The organism is Enterobacter sp. MGH85 (assembly GCF_001037655.1).
GTDB lineage: Bacteria > Pseudomonadota > Gammaproteobacteria > Enterobacterales > Enterobacteriaceae > Enterobacter > Enterobacter intestinihominis.
The window spans coordinates 2,878,691-2,892,991 of record NZ_KQ089925.1; the positions used below are offsets into that span (position 1 = coordinate 2,878,691).

Sequence of the window (14,301 nt, forward strand, 5' to 3'; positions counted from 1 at the left end):
AACGGATAACGTAGCATTTACTGATAGCGTCATTATAATGTCGCCTGTTCATGCCTGCGCTTGTTGGCAACGTCCGTTGTAATCAGGAAATTTCATGGAAAATCAACCTAAGTTGAATAGCAGTAAAGAAGTTATCGCATTTCTGGCCGAGCGTTTCCCGCAGTGCTTCAGCGCTGAAGGTGAAGCGCGTCCTCTGAAAGTCGGTATCTTTCAGGATCTGGTCGCGCGCGTTGAGGGGGAGATGAACCTCAGCAAAACGCAGCTTCGTTCTGCCTTGCGCCTTTATACCTCGAGCTGGCGTTACCTGTACGGTATCAAGCCGGGTGCGACCCGTGTCGACCTTGACGGCAACCCGTGTGGTGAGCTGGACGAGCAGCACGTAGAACATGCGCGTAAGCAGCTTGAAGAAGCCAAAGCTCGCGTTCAGGCACAGCGTGCTGAACAGCAGGCCAAAAAACGCGAAGCCGCAGCGGCAAACGGTCAGGAAGACGCCCCTCGTCGCGAGCGTAAACCGCGTCCGGCACCGCGTCGTACTGAAAATAACGATCGCAAACCGCGTGCTGACAAACCAGCAGCTAAAGCCCCACGTGCGCCGCGCGAAGAGCCGCGCCACACCCCAGTTTCGGACATCAACGCCCTGAGCGTAGGTCAGTCTCTGAAGGTTAAAGCGGGTAACAATGCGATGGATGCCACCGTACTGGAAATCACCAAAGATGGCGTTCGTGTACAGCTGACTTCTGGTATGTCAATGATTGTACGCGCAGAACACTTGTTGTTCTGAAACGGAGGCCGAGCCTGGCATGAACACTTTTTTTAAGCTCACCGCGCTGGCTGGCCTGTTTGCTATAACAGGCCACGCTTTCGCTGTGGACGATATTACGCGTGTTGATCAAATTCCGGTTCTTAAGGAAGAAACTCAGCACGCGACGGTGAGTGAGCGCGTGACGTCGCGCTTTACTCGTTCGCACTATCGTCAGTTCGATCTCGATCAGGCCTTTTCGGCCAAAATCTTTGACCGTTATCTGAACTTGCTGGATTACAGCCATAACGTACTGCTGGCCAGCGATGTCGAACAGTTCGCTAAACGCAAATCCGAAGTGGGTGATGAGCTGCGCTCCGGAAAGCTGGATCTTTTCTACGATCTGTACAACTTATCGCAAAAGCGCCGTTTTGAGCGTTATCAATACGCGCTGAAAGTGCTGGAACGTCCGATGGACTTCACCGGCAACGACACCTTTAATCTGGACCGCAGCAAAGCGCCATGGCCGAAAGATGAGGCTGAACTGAATGCGCTGTGGGACGGAAAAGTCAAATATGACGAACTGAGCCTCAAGCTCACAGGCAAAGACGAGAAAGAGATCCGTGAGACGTTAAACCGTCGCTACAAATTCGCAATTCGTCGTCTGGCGCAGACCAACAGTGAAGATGTTTTCTCGCTGGCGATGACCGCGTTTGCGCACGAAATTGATCCGCACACTAATTATCTCTCTCCACGTAACACCGAACAGTTCAATACCGAAATGAGCCTGTCTCTGGAAGGTATCGGTGCTGTGCTTCAGATGGATGATGACTACACCGTTATCAACTCCATGGTGGCCGGTGGCCCTGCGTCGAAAAGCAAAGCGATCAGCGTAGGCGACCGTATTGTCGGTGTAGGTCAAACCGGAAAGAGCATGGTGGACGTGATTGGCTGGCGACTTGATGACGTAGTTGCGTTGATCAAAGGGCCGAAGGGCAGCAAAGTTCGCCTGGAGATCCTGCCAGCCGGAAAGGGGACCAAAACCCGTATCGTTACTCTGACCCGTGAGCGTATCCGTCTGGAAGATCGCGCGGTGAAAATGTCGGTGAAAACCGTGGGTAAAGAGAAGGTTGGCGTTCTGGATATCCCTGGCTTCTACGTTGGCCTGACCGATGATGTAAAAGTGCAGCTCCAGAAGCTTGAAAAGCAGAATGTCAGCAGTGTGATCATCGACCTGCGCAGCAACGGCGGCGGGGCATTGACCGAGGCCGTCTCGCTCTCCGGGCTGTTTATCCCGTCTGGCCCGGTGGTTCAGGTGCGCGATAACAACGGTAAAGTGCGTGAAGATGCCGATACCGATGGCGTGGTCTACTATAAGGGTCCGCTGGTGGTGCTGGTCGATCGCTTCAGCGCCTCTGCATCGGAAATCTTCGCTGCTGCCATGCAGGATTACGGCCGGGCGTTAATCGTCGGCGAACCGACGTTTGGCAAGGGCACCGTTCAGCAGTACCGCTCTCTGAACCGTATTTACGACCAGATGCTGCGCCCTGAATGGCCGGCGCTGGGCTCAGTACAGTACACCATTCAGAAGTTTTACCGTGTTAACGGCGGCAGTACGCAGCGCAAAGGCGTGACGCCGGACATCATGATGCCGACAGGTACCGAAGAGACGGAAACGGGCGAGAAGTTTGAAGATAACGCGCTGCCGTGGGATAGCATTGATGCCGCGACATTCGTGAAATCGGGTGATATGAAACAGTTCGGTCCGGAACTGCTGAAAAATCACAACGACCGCATCGGGAAGGATCCGGAATTCCAGTACATCATGAAGGACATCGCGCGTTTCAACGCTCTGAAAGCGAAACGGAACATTGTCTCTCTGAACTACGCCCAGCGTGAGAAAGAGAACAATGAAGATGACGCGACACGTCTGGCGCGTATCAACGATCGCTTCAAACGTGAAGGCAAGCCTCTGCTCAAAAAACTGGACGATCTGCCTAAGGATTACCAGGAGCCCGATCCGTATCTGGACGAGACGGTGCATATCGCGCTTGATCTCGCGAAGCTGGAAAAAGAGAAACCTGCCGTACAACCTGCTCCGACAAAATAATCCCCCAACAGGCACAAGAAATTGTGCCTGTTTCTTTTTGTTCCTCATCCTTCCGTCAGGCAGATTTCCAATTGTGTAAAGTTGTGTCTTTCTGGTGACTTACGCCGTCTGGATGCTTGAAAATAGCCGCAATACCCATACGATGTGGGTAATCGCATAGTGCGTTTTGTTAAACTGAGGTTAAAAGAATATTATGATGCGAATCGCGCTCTTCCTGCTCACCAACCTGGCGGTGATGGTGGTATTCGGGCTGGTGCTAAGCCTGACGGGAATTCAGTCGAGCAGCGTTCAGGGTCTGTTGATTATGGCGCTGCTGTTTGGTTTCGGCGGCTCTTTCATTTCACTGCTGATGTCGAAGTGGATGGCACTGAAATCCGTGGGCGGTGAAGTTATTGAGCAGCCGCGTAACGATATGGAACAGTGGTTGATGAGCACGGTTGCTCAGCAGTCAAAGCAGGCGGGCATAGCCATGCCGCAGGTGGCGATCTACCACGCGCCGGATATCAACGCGTTTGCTACCGGTGCGCGTCGTGACGCGTCCCTGGTGGCCGTCAGTACCGGTCTGCTGCAAAACATGAGCCGTGACGAAGCGGAAGCGGTTATTGCTCACGAGATCAGCCACATCGCTAACGGCGATATGGTCACCATGACCTTGATCCAGGGCGTGGTGAACACCTTCGTTATCTTTATTTCCCGTATTCTGGCGCAGATTGCTGCCGGATTTATGGGTGGCAACCGTGATGAGGGTGAAGAGAGCAACGGTAACCCGCTGATCTATTTTGCTGTTTCAATGGTGCTGGAGCTGGTGTTCGGTATCCTGGCAAGCATCATTACCATGTGGTTCTCCCGTCATCGTGAGTTCCACGCGGATGCCGGTTCTGCGAAACTGGTGGGTCGTGAGAAGATGATTGCTGCGCTGCAACGTCTGAAAACCAGCTACGAGCCGCAGGAAGCAAACAGCATGATGGCCTTCTGTATCAATGGTAAATCAAAGTCGCTGAGCGAGCTGTTTATGTCACATCCGCCGCTGGATAAACGTATTGAAGCGCTGCGAAGCGGCGAATACCTGAAGTAATACCCGCCGGATGAAAAAAAACCGGGCAGGAGACAATCTCCGCCCGGTTTTTTTATGCCTGCGCCTTTGGCTGGGTCACACGAAGGCCGCTAATGATAGCCGCGAGGGTCGCCAGTGTCCCTGCGGTAATCAGCGCAACGTGTGTCGCATTTTGCCCGGCAAGGTTAAACATCAACGCCACCATTGCGGCCCCGGTGCTTTGCCCTAATAGTCTTGCCGTACCCAGCATCCCGCTGGCGCCACCGCTGCGATGACGTGGGGCAGAGGTGATAATTGTGTGGTTGTTAGGTGACTGGAACAGACCGAAACCTGCCCCGCAAAGGATCATGCGCCAGATAATATCCAGATCCCCCGGCGAGGAGGGCAGGAGCGATAGCGCAAACAGTCCTGCTGCCATGACGATCAGCCCGATAGCCCCCAGCAGTCCGGCATGAACGCGCTCAATAAGGTACCCGGCCAGCGGGGCCATCACCATGGTTGCCAAAGGCCAGGGTGTGAGCAGCAAGCCTGTTTCCACTTCCGAACGGCCAAGCACGCTCTGCAAAAAGAATGGCAGCGCAACCAGCGCCAGCATCTGGGCGCAGAACGAGCAAATGGAGGTACAAATTGATAGCGAAAACAGCGGAATACGCAGCAAATCGACCGGCAGTAACGGCACGGGCAGCGCCAGCTGGCGTCGTACAAAGAAAAAGCCGATGATAAGCAGGGCAACGATTTCTGCGGCAATGAGCGACAAAGACTGTCCCTGCGCAAATCCGCTCAGCGCAGTAATCAGCAGGCCAAAGGTCAGCGCGTTCATCACAGCGCTGGGCAGGTCAAAACGTGGCATGGTGTTTTTCGGACCATTTTCCGGAAGATAGCGCAGGGCGAAGAAGATCGCCACAATGCCCAGCGGCACGTTAATGGCAAACAGCCACTGCCACGAGGCTACGGACAGAATGGCGGCGGCGATCGTCGGCCCGGCGGCGGACGACACGGCCACAATAAAGGAGTTAATGCCCATGCCGCGCCCCAGATGGCGATGAGGATAGATAAGCCGTATCAGGGCCGTGTTCACGCTCATTAGCGCCGCACCGCCAAAACCCTGTGCGATACGCGCAAGCGTAAGGGTGTGCAGTGAATCGGAAAGGGCACAGAAGAGCGAGGTGAGAGTAAAGACCACCAGCCCGCACTGATAAACCCGGCGATAACCAAACATATCGCCCAGGAAAGAGAGTGACAAAAGGGAAATCACAATCGCTATCTGGTACGCGTTCACAATCCAGATGGAGCTTGCCGGAGAAGCATTAAGGTCTTTGGCAATGGTAGGAAGAGCCACATTGGCAATCGCACCGTCAAGGACAGCCATCGAAATGCCGATGACAATAGTGGCAATTGCCCCGTACCGCTGTGGTAAGGGCAGGCCATCAGAAACGTTTTTTTGCATGGGAAAAGAATGACTCAGTGTGAAATTATTTTCAGAGTAACTATTTTAGCATCGTTATTTCGGTTTTATGTCGCAGATTTGTAACGAAGTAAACCCAGATAGATTGCAGCGCGCATCACACGAATTTATAATAAAAACCGGTTCTGATTTTTATAAAACACTCTCCATGAGGTGATAAATGGCAATCGCAGATTTGGATAAGCAGCCAGATTCTGTTTCTTCCGTGCTGAAGGTGTTTGGCATCTTGCAGGCGCTCGGAGAAGAGCGTGAAATTGGTATTACAGAGTTGTCGCAGCGTGTGATGATGTCGAAAAGCACCGTTTATCGCTTTTTGCAGACGATGAAATCATTGGGTTATGTCGCGCAGGAAGGAGAATCAGAAAAATATTCTCTGACCCTGAAATTGTTTGAATTGGGCGCCCGCGCCTTGCAGAACGTGGATCTGATCCGCAGCGCTGACATTCAGATGCGTGAACTTTCGCGGTTGACGAAAGAGACCATTCACCTCGGCGCACTGGATGAAGACAGCATCGTTTACATCCACAAAATTGACTCCATGTACAACCTGCGCATGTATTCACGCATCGGTCGTCGTAACCCGCTGTACAGTACCGCAATTGGTAAAGTCCTGCTGGCCTGGCGCGATCGTGAAGAGGTTAAGCAAATCCTTGACGGTGTGGAATACAAACGCAGCACCGATCGCACGATTACCAGTACGGATGAACTACTGAGCGTGCTGGATAAAGTGCGTGAGCAGGGTTATGGGGAAGATAACGAAGAGCAGGAAGAAGGGTTGCGCTGCATCGGTGTGCCGGTGTTTGACCGCTTCGGCGTTGTCATTGCGGGACTGAGCATCTCTTTCCCAACGCTGCGTTTCTCCGAAGAGCGTCTTCATGAGTATGTGGCAATTCTGCATACCGCAGCGCGCAAAATTTCAGAGCAAATGGGCTATAACGAATACCCGTTCTGATCAATGCCTCCAATAAAAACGCCGCACTCTTGCGGCGTTTTTGTAAGCGAAATTTAGCTCTGATTAGCCGTTATCCACCACAACAGATGATTTACGCAGCACAGGACAGTTGGTTAACCCGATGATCCCGCTGTCGGAATGGATGTACTGAGCCGTGCTTACCCCCTGGGCGGTGAGATATTTACACTGAATACCCAAACCCGCGGCATTCTCTTTGCTTCCCATTAATACGCCATACCCACTTAACAGCAGGCCGATCCACACAAGTGTCAGTACAATTATCGTACGAACGAGTAAACGCATCGATGCCTCTTTTTTCTTTGTTGTCATGGAGTAAGCGTAACGGGTTTACGCAGTGAAACAAGTGCACGATTCCGAAAAGCGTCTGTTGAAGGTACAGTTAGCCCCTGTTTAAGATAGCCGTGATAACCTGGCTACATCAGGTCATAAGACGGAGTGTGGAGTGAAAAAAATACGCTGGGTAATTCTGATTATAGTGCTGATAGCGTGCGTGGTGCTGTGGACGCAGACTATCAATGTGATGTGCGATCAGGATGTACAGTTCTTTAGCGGCATTTGTTCAATCAATAAGTTTATCCCCTGGTAGTGGCTATTTTTGCACTGAGCGATGTCCTTACGTGGCTGCAGTGGTAAAATGACTGTTTTTACTGAGGTGGTGAAATGGGTGAGTTAATGAATTCGGGGCTGCTGAGCATTGCATCCCTGGTAATGTCTTTAGTGGTGCTGGTCGTTGGACTGGTGCTGTGGTTCTTCGTTAATCGCGCCAGCTCCCGCACAAACGAGCAGATTGAGCTGCTGGAAGCATTGCTCGATCAGCAGAAACGGCAGACTGCGTTGCTGCGTCGTCTGTGCGAAGCTAACGAGCCGGAGGAGAAAGCGGTGCCGAAGGAAGCTGATGCTCAAAAACAAGACGAGGAAGAGTTCATTCGCCTGGTGGCCGAACGATAGTCTGCCCGGAACGGGGAGGTGGCCTGACGTACGGCGTAAATCTCCTCCCTTATCAAATGTAACCCATAACATCCCAACATATAATTAAGCAGCAGTTAACTACTGTTTCAGTATACTGAAAACTGGCGAATATTTATCCTTATACAAGTCATACCGTTTCGTTGAATAAATTGTGAGCTTTAACTTTCCCGAAGTGTTTTATTTTTATCGAAACGTTTTGCTTGCCTTGTTTTGAGGCAGAGTCATAAAAATTTCATTATTTTGGTGCAGAATAACGCTTATTAAATGGTGGATTTTAATACAGTTAGCAAAATGTATTTAACATCGTTTATTCACTGTCACACTCTGGTGCATTGCGATGTTTTCAGCATAACTTTTCACAAAATGTTCTAACTCAGTCATTCCTTTAAAGAAATTCAGGGATTGGGATGGACGCTTTGAAATGATTGAGCTATGTTTAAAAAGTCTTTGATTACAGGGCGCGTCAGCGCACCCTGTGGGCGGTGAGGTCAGGTGGCGCTTCATTTGACAATTCGCATAACTGTGCAGATTGTTATGGAGTAACGCCTGAATTTGTGCGGCGGATCGAGACACGTTTAAAAATGGCTTGCCATATTAAACGTTGTGTGTGATAACACGTTTTGGGTCAAACGAGGTACAGTTCTGTTTATGTGTGGCATTTTCAGTAAAGAAGTCCTGAGTAAACACGTTGTCGTTGAATACCGCTTCTCTGCCGAACCTTATATTAGTGCCTCAAGCAGTAATGTCTCAGTTTTATCTATGTTAAAGCCTGCGGGCTAAGAAAACACTCTAAGGAATTTTGCAAATGGCAAAGATTAAAGGTCAAGTTAAGTGGTTCAACGAGTCTAAAGGTTTTGGTTTCATTACTCCTGCTGACGGCAGCAAAGACGTGTTCGTACACTTCTCTGCAATCCAGGGTAACGGCTTCAAAACTCTGGCTGAAGGCCAGAACGTTGAGTTCGAAATTCAGGACGGCCAGAAAGGCCCAGCTGCGGTTAACGTAACTGCTATCTGATCGAATCACTGCTGACTGAAGCGCTTAGCGCTTCGATCTCAGACATAAGCCTCGCCGATGCGGGGCTTTTTTAATCACTTATTTTTCAAAATGTTACGTATTCCTCCTCTGTTATTATCTTGTTGCAAACCCGCGAAATTATTAGCATTGTTTTCCCGCCTTATTATCCCTTTTTCCCGTTAAATCAGGGCGTTGATTAACAGCCCTGGGGTTAAAGTGAAAAAAAAGACAATAACGGCCAACGGAAACTTTACACCGGCACGTTTTGCACTTCTGTGTCTCGCCATCTTTTGTAGCCTTGCTTTTCTGTTAGGCCGCGTGGCATGGCTACAAATTATCAAACCGGATAATCTGGTGAAGCAGGAGGATATGCGTTCCCTGCGCGAAGTGGCGATAGACGCCCCGCGTGGGATGATTGTTGACCGTGAAGGGCGTCCCCTTGCGGTAAGCGTACCTGTCCAGGCCGTCTGGGCCGATCCCAAAACTGTGCTTGATAAAGGGGGGATCGGCTTTGATTCGCGCTGGCAGGCCCTGGCAAATGCTTTACACCTTTCTCTGAGCACGCTCGCATCGCGAATAAACAGCAATCCGCACGGGCGATTCATTTATCTAGCTCGTCAGGTTGATCCCTCCCAGGCAAAGTGGATTGATAAGCTGCGTCTTCCCGGTATCAACTTACGCGATGAGTCCCGCCGCTTTTATCCTGCCGGACACGTGGCGGCAAACCTGATTGGCTTCACTAATATTGATGGTCAGGGTATTGAGGGCGTCGAGAAAAGCTTTAACACGCAGCTCACCGGGAAGGCAGGCGTGCGGCTGGTCAGGAAAGATCGCTACGGGCATGTGGTTGAGAACCTCACGGAGGTGGCGCCCGTACCGGCACATAATATCCAGCTTAGTATCGATGAACGCCTGCAAACTATCACCGAAGACGCGCTGGACAATGCCGTGGCGTGGAATAAAGCCGAGTCAGGCGCGTCGGTGCTGATTAATATCCAGACGGGCGAAATTCTGGCGATGGCGAGCTTCCCTGACTTCAACCCCAACAATCGGGAAGGGGCAACACTGGATGACTTTCGTAATCGCGCGATCAGCGACACCTTTGAACCGGGTTCGACCGTTAAGCCTCTGGTGCTGATGACGGCGCTACAGCAGGGGCTGGTGCAGCCTGACAGCGTGATAGACACGCATCCCTACACCATTGATGGTCATCGTATTCGCGATGTGGGTTACTACCCCGAGCTGACCATGACCGGGATCCTGCAAAAATCCAGCGACACGGGCGTATCCCGTCTTTCTCTCGCGATGCCCGTGCAACGGTTACTTGATACCTATAAAAACTTTGGTTTTGGCGAGAGTACCGGGCTTGGCTTAACGGGAGAAAGCTCAGGTTTACTGCCGCAGCGAAAATTCTGGAGTCAGTTAGACAGGGCGACCTTTGCCTTTGGGTATGGCCTGATGGTTACTCCCCTCCAGCTGGCGCATGTGTATGCCACCATCGGTAGCTATGGCATTGAACGGCCTCTGTCCATCACCCGTATCGATCCCCCCGTGATTGGCAAACGGGTGATGCCCGGGGAGATTGTTCACGAGGTGGAACACATGATGGAGAGCGTCGCGTTACCCGGCGGTGGCGGGATCAAAGCGGCGGTGCGTAACTATCGTGTGGCGATTAAAACCGGGACGGCCAAAAAAATCGATGAACACGGTAAGTATGTGGATAAATACGTCGCCTACACAGCAGGCGTTGCGCCCGCCAGCGATCCCCGTTTTGCACTGGTGGTGGTGATCAACGATCCGAAAAACGGAGCCTACTACGGCGGGGCCGTTTCCGCGCCCGTGTTCAGCGAAATTATGGGTAACGTCTTGCGCCTGGAAAACGTGAAGCCAGACGGGCTGCCGGCAGATTCTGACCATCTGATCGTGATGCGTCACCCAGCCGTTTATAACCCTGGCGAATAGCGGTACACTTCGCCTTTTGGTTTTCGCCCTGGAGCTGTCATGTCTTTCAGTTGTCCCCTTTGCCACGCGCCGCTGACGCGCGCAGAGAAAACGTTTATCTGTCCACTGGGACATCAGTTTGACCGGGCTAAAGAGGGCTATGTCAATCTTCTGCCGGTACAGCACAAGCGCTCCCGGGATCCGGGTGACAGCGCGGAGATGATGCAGGCGCGCCGGGCGTTTCTTGACGCCGGACACTATCAACCGCTCAGGGATGCCGTTGTCGACTTACTCCGTCAATATCTGACAGAAGGCGCATCCGCCATGCTGGATATCGGCTGCGGTGAGGGCTACTACACCGCCACGTTTGCTGACGTCGCGGCTGGGAAGGGCGCCGAAACTTACGGGCTGGACGTGTCGAAAGTGGCTATCCGTGCAGCAGCAAAACGCTACTCAGCGGTAACGTTCTGCGTGGCCTCCAGCCACCGCCTGCCGTTTGAGGAAGCGAGTATGGACGCCGTAGTGCGTATCTATGCCCCGTGCAAGGCAGAGGAGCTGGCGCGCGTCGTTAAGCCCGGCGGGTGGGTTATCACCGTTACGCCGGGACCGCGTCATCTGCTGGAGCTAAAAGGGCTGATCTATGATGAAGTTCACCTGCATGCGCCGCACTCTGAACAGCTGGCGGGCTTCGCGTTAAAGCAGGCGCAGTCAGTGGCGTATGAGATGACGTTGCAGGGAAGTGAAGCGGTGGCGTTACTGCAAATGACGCCGTTTGCGTGGCGGGCAAAACCAGAGGTGTGGGAAACGCTGGCAGCACAGACAGAATTTCGCTGCCAGACGGATTTCAGCATCCATTGCTGGCAGCGCGAAGATTAACCCGCGAAGTGTGCCCAGAGTATTTGGGCACCAATTCCGATCAACACGATACCGCCCAGAATTTCGGCGCGTTTGCCTAACAGCGGGCCAATGAACCGCCCCACCATCATCCCCAGCGTTGACATAATCAGCGTGGCGCAGCCAATCGCCAGCGCGGTGGCGATAATATTGACCTGCAAAAACGCCAGACCGACACCGACGGCCATTGCGTCCAGGCTGGTTGCGATAGCGGTTGTCACCAGAAGCCAGAAGCCGTGGCGTTGCAGCGGCGCATCATCTTCATCGCTGTTGCCACGAAAACCTTCAATTACCATGCGTCCGCCGAGGAACACCAGCAGCACGAAGGCGATCCAGTGGTTCCACTCCAGCACAAACTGGCTGGCGAGCATCCCCAGACCCCAGCCAATAAGCGGCGTCAGCGTTTCGATTGCGCCAAAGATGAGACCGGTGCGCAGGGCTTCGGAAAATTTAGGTTTATGGAGGGTGGCACCTTTACCGATAGAGGCGGCAAATGCGTCCATGGACATGCCAAAAGCCAGAAGGATCGTAGCGGAGATATTCATAAGTGCGTCCAGACCGGGGATATCCATATGACACATCACTGCCCCCAGTAAACAGCAGTTGATGTATCTATGGTCTCGCCTGATCGCTTTTGGCACAGTAAGTGTGCTGAATACGATCCGTACGCGCCACGTTTTGCAACGAGTATGTTGACACGTACATTTCCCGCAGGCAGGAAATCGGCTACTCCCCAACGACGGGCGCAACCTTAACATATTTTGAGAATATAAAACAACAGCGAAGATGGCTTTATAAAGCCACTATATTGATAACGATTTTCATTTAGGTTTATGCGTAAAAGTATCGTTAATAAATATAAGTTAATTCGCAGGTGAGATATAGCATCGGCTATATTGCTGGTTTGAGAATAATACAATACATAGCCGATGCTATAAAATTAATTCATTGAGTTTTAAGGAGTAATTTGTAGATTTTTTCCAGGTCGTCAATATTTTTGACCCGAATGAGCAGGCGGCGTTGTTCTAATTGCATCACCAGAACTCCGTCTTCGGATAAATTCATCTCTTTAATGCGGTTATATTCTATCCAGACATTGGCGAAGAAGAATCCGTGTTTTTTAAAAATGAGTTTTGGCGAGCGGATCCAGAACAGGTAAATCGCCATTAATGCCAGCGCACATAATAACCATGTGGTTAATATTGCGCCGTGGCTGGTCACATTATTGTAAATCAGGATGACTACCAGACCGGCGAAGATAAACGCATCAATGCGCCCACGGCGTAAGAGGGGAAGGGTCAGCAGCGTCTCGCCGTGGCGGCGAGGCATAATGAACTCGTCATAGATCGCGTAAGCCAGAAGGGCAACAATAAATAAAACCAGTACGGTGTCCGTGACAGTCATTCATCCTCCAGATAAAAAGACCGGGGGCAAGCCCCCGGTCGGTAACGCATTTTATTACAGACCCAGCAGGCCGACGGCGTAGCCCGCGATACCGATGACGAAGAAGCCAACGATGATCCAAAGCGGGTTCACTTTCTTACGCAGCAGCCACATACAGGCGAAGGTTAACAGCAGCGGTACCAGGCCAGGCATCAGCTGGTCCAGAATGGTCTGCACGGTGGTGACGCGCGTCTGACCATCCTGACCGGTGATCGTCGATACCACCAGCGGGATGTTCACGTGCGTCCACTTGTTAACCAAAGCCCCCATTACAAACAGGCCGAGGATTGACGCCCCCTCAGTCAGTTTTTGCAGGAAGCCGCCGCCCATATCCTTAACGATATCCACCCCTTTACGGTAACCGTATGCCACGCCGTAGTAGCGGGTCAGCAGACGCACCGCGTTGAACAGGATAAAGAACAGCAGGGGACCAAGCAGACTGCCGCTCATGGCGATCCCGGCGCCCAGTGCCGCAAAGACCGGACGCACGGTACCCCAGAAGATCGGGTCGCCCACGCCTGCCAGCGGCCCCATCAGACCGACTTTAATACCGTTGATAGCACCATCGTCGATCTCAGCCCCGTTTGCACGCTGCTCTTCCATCGCCAGCGTTACGCCCAGAACAGGCGCCGCTACGTAAGGGTGGGTGTTGAAGAATTCCAGGTGACGCTTAATTGCCTGACGGCGTGCTTCGTTGTTTTCCGGATACAGGCGTTTGATTGCCGGCACCATGGAGAAGCAGAAGCCGAGCGCCTGCATACGTTCGAAGTTCCATGAACCCTGAAACAGGTTAGAACGGATGAACACGCCACGAATATCACCCGGAGTGAGTTTTTTCTCAGTGGTAGTTTTTGTCATATCAACCATTTCGCTCACCTGTTAGTCCAGTTCGTTATCGAGATCGTTGTTACCAGCAGCCTGCGCAGGGGCACCCGCGACACGGTTGTATTTCGGGCTGAGCTGGATATAAAGAATCGCCATCACCGCACCAATCACACCCAGCGCAACCAGGTTGAAGTTGGTGAATGCAGCGGTAACGAAGCCAAGGTAGAAGAACGGCATCAGATAGCCTGCGCGCATCATGTTGATGACCATCGCGTAACCTACGACCACAATCATACCGCCCGCGATATTCAGACCGCCGGTGACCACTTCTGGTATGGCGTTCAGCATACTTTGAACTTCACTGGTCCCAACGGAAATCGCCACGATAACGGCCGGAATAGCGATACGCATCGCCTGCAGGAACAGGGACGAGACGTGGATCCAGGAGAGCGCTGTCAGGTTGCCGTTATCGGCCGCCTTATCCGCCGCGTGCTGGAAGGCAACGGTGATGGTACGAACAATGATGGTCAGCACCTGGCCTGCCGCGGCTAGTGGAATGGCCAGCGCGATACCGGCACCGATACTCTGATGACCGGCGATAACCAGAACGGTCGAAATAATGGACGCCAGCGCGGCATCTGGCGCAACTGCCGCACCGATGTTCATCCAGCCGAGGGCGATCATTTCCAGGGTACCACCGATGATGATACCGGTTTTCATGTCACCGAGAACGGCGCCAATCAACGTACAGGCCACCAGAGGGCGGTGGAACTGAAATTCATCAAGTACGGACTCCATACCCGCAATACACGCGACGATGAACACCAGCACAATCTGAAGAGTAGTAATCTCCATTGCACTTCTCCTATTACA

15 protein-coding genes and 1 pseudogene are annotated in these 14,301 nt (G+C 52.3%); 10 read left to right on the top strand and 6 right to left on the bottom strand.

What is annotated here, in order from left to right:
- Positions 1-94 precede the first annotated feature (94 nt).
- From proQ to htpX, 3 genes are all read left to right on the top strand, one after another.
- Entirely contained in the window at positions 95-781 is a 687-nt protein-coding gene (proQ, locus tag SK51_RS13560; protein WP_003859895.1) for an RNA chaperone ProQ, read from the top strand.
- Between the two features lie 19 nt (positions 782-800).
- The gene (prc, locus tag SK51_RS13565) at positions 801-2,849 is read left to right on the top strand and encodes a carboxy terminal-processing peptidase (protein WP_003859896.1); all 2,049 of its coding nucleotides are present in this window, start codon (positions 801-803) and stop codon (positions 2,847-2,849) included.
- 193 nt (positions 2,850-3,042) lie between these two features.
- Positions 3,043-3,924 carry a protease HtpX gene (htpX, locus tag SK51_RS13570; RefSeq protein WP_003859899.1) on the top strand — a complete coding sequence of 294 codons (882 nt, stop codon included), beginning with the start codon at positions 3,043-3,045 and terminating at the stop codon, positions 3,922-3,924.
- A gap of 52 nt (positions 3,925-3,976) precedes the next feature.
- Here the strand turns inward: htpX and SK51_RS13575 are convergent, their stop codons facing one another.
- Entirely contained in the window at positions 3,977-5,350 is a 1,374-nt protein-coding gene (locus tag SK51_RS13575; protein ID WP_022648456.1) for an MFS transporter, read from the bottom strand.
- Between the two features lie 178 nt (positions 5,351-5,528).
- On the opposite strand from SK51_RS13575, the gene kdgR reads away from it, so the two are divergent.
- The gene (gene kdgR, locus SK51_RS13580; protein ID WP_022648455.1) at positions 5,529-6,320 is read left to right on the top strand and encodes a DNA-binding transcriptional regulator KdgR; all 792 of its coding nucleotides are present in this window, start codon (positions 5,529-5,531) and stop codon (positions 6,318-6,320) included.
- A 63-nt stretch (positions 6,321-6,383) separates the two neighbouring features.
- Here kdgR and SK51_RS13585 read toward each other — a convergent pair whose 3' ends face one another.
- Positions 6,384-6,623 (bottom strand): YobH family protein, encoded by a 240-nt coding sequence (locus SK51_RS13585; protein ID WP_048206767.1) that lies wholly within the window; start codon positions 6,621-6,623, stop codon positions 6,384-6,386.
- A gap of 160 nt (positions 6,624-6,783) precedes the next feature.
- Between SK51_RS13585 and mgrB the strand changes: the two genes are divergently transcribed.
- The 6 genes and pseudogenes from mgrB to rlmA all read left to right on the top strand — a co-directional run bounded on the left by mgrB (position 6,784) and on the right by rlmA (position 11,142).
- Positions 6,784-6,927, top strand: a complete 144-nt coding sequence (gene mgrB, locus SK51_RS13590) for a PhoP/PhoQ regulatory lipoprotein MgrB (RefSeq protein ID WP_003859906.1) — start codon at positions 6,784-6,786, stop codon at positions 6,925-6,927.
- A 74-nt stretch (positions 6,928-7,001) separates the two neighbouring features.
- The gene (locus SK51_RS13595) at positions 7,002-7,289 is read left to right on the top strand and encodes a YebO family protein (protein ID WP_023300358.1); all 288 of its coding nucleotides are present in this window, start codon (positions 7,002-7,004) and stop codon (positions 7,287-7,289) included.
- A gap of 669 nt (positions 7,290-7,958) precedes the next feature.
- Positions 7,959-8,103 (top strand): annotated as a pseudogene (locus tag SK51_RS13600) (DUF2627 domain-containing protein).
- A gap of 12 nt (positions 8,104-8,115) precedes the next feature.
- A complete protein-coding gene (cspE, locus tag SK51_RS13605; protein ID WP_001062678.1) occupies positions 8,116-8,325 on the top strand; it encodes a transcription antiterminator/RNA stability regulator CspE in 210 nt (69 codons plus the stop codon).
- 216 nt (positions 8,326-8,541) lie between these two features.
- A complete protein-coding gene (gene ftsI / locus SK51_RS13610) occupies positions 8,542-10,287 on the top strand; it encodes a peptidoglycan glycosyltransferase FtsI (RefSeq protein WP_023300357.1) in 1,746 nt (581 codons plus the stop codon).
- Positions 10,288-10,326: 39 nt separating this feature from the next.
- The gene (rlmA, locus tag SK51_RS13615) at positions 10,327-11,142 is read left to right on the top strand and encodes a 23S rRNA (guanine(745)-N(1))-methyltransferase (RefSeq protein WP_023306472.1); all 816 of its coding nucleotides are present in this window, start codon (positions 10,327-10,329) and stop codon (positions 11,140-11,142) included.
- On the opposite strand, the gene mntP is transcribed toward rlmA, so the two are convergent.
- From mntP to manY, 4 genes are all read right to left on the bottom strand, one after another.
- Positions 11,139-11,705, bottom strand: coding sequence for a manganese efflux pump MntP (gene mntP / locus SK51_RS13620; protein ID WP_032622454.1), 567 nt, complete (start codon positions 11,703-11,705; stop codon positions 11,139-11,141). The two genes, rlmA and mntP, sit on opposite strands and share 4 nt — an antisense overlap.
- A gap of 400 nt (positions 11,706-12,105) precedes the next feature.
- Positions 12,106-12,564 carry a DUF986 family protein gene (locus SK51_RS13625; RefSeq protein WP_022648449.1) on the bottom strand — a complete coding sequence of 153 codons (459 nt, stop codon included), beginning with the start codon at positions 12,562-12,564 and terminating at the stop codon, positions 12,106-12,108.
- A 54-nt stretch (positions 12,565-12,618) separates the two neighbouring features.
- Complete coding sequence (locus SK51_RS13630; RefSeq protein WP_006810994.1) at positions 12,619-13,470, bottom strand: PTS mannose transporter subunit IID; 852 nt, start codon at positions 13,468-13,470, stop codon at positions 12,619-12,621.
- Positions 13,471-13,482: 12 nt separating this feature from the next.
- On the bottom strand, positions 13,483-14,283 hold the full coding sequence (manY, locus tag SK51_RS13635; RefSeq protein WP_022648448.1) for a PTS mannose transporter subunit IIC: 801 nt from the start codon (positions 14,281-14,283) through the stop codon (positions 13,483-13,485).
- Positions 14,284-14,301 lie beyond the last annotated feature (18 nt).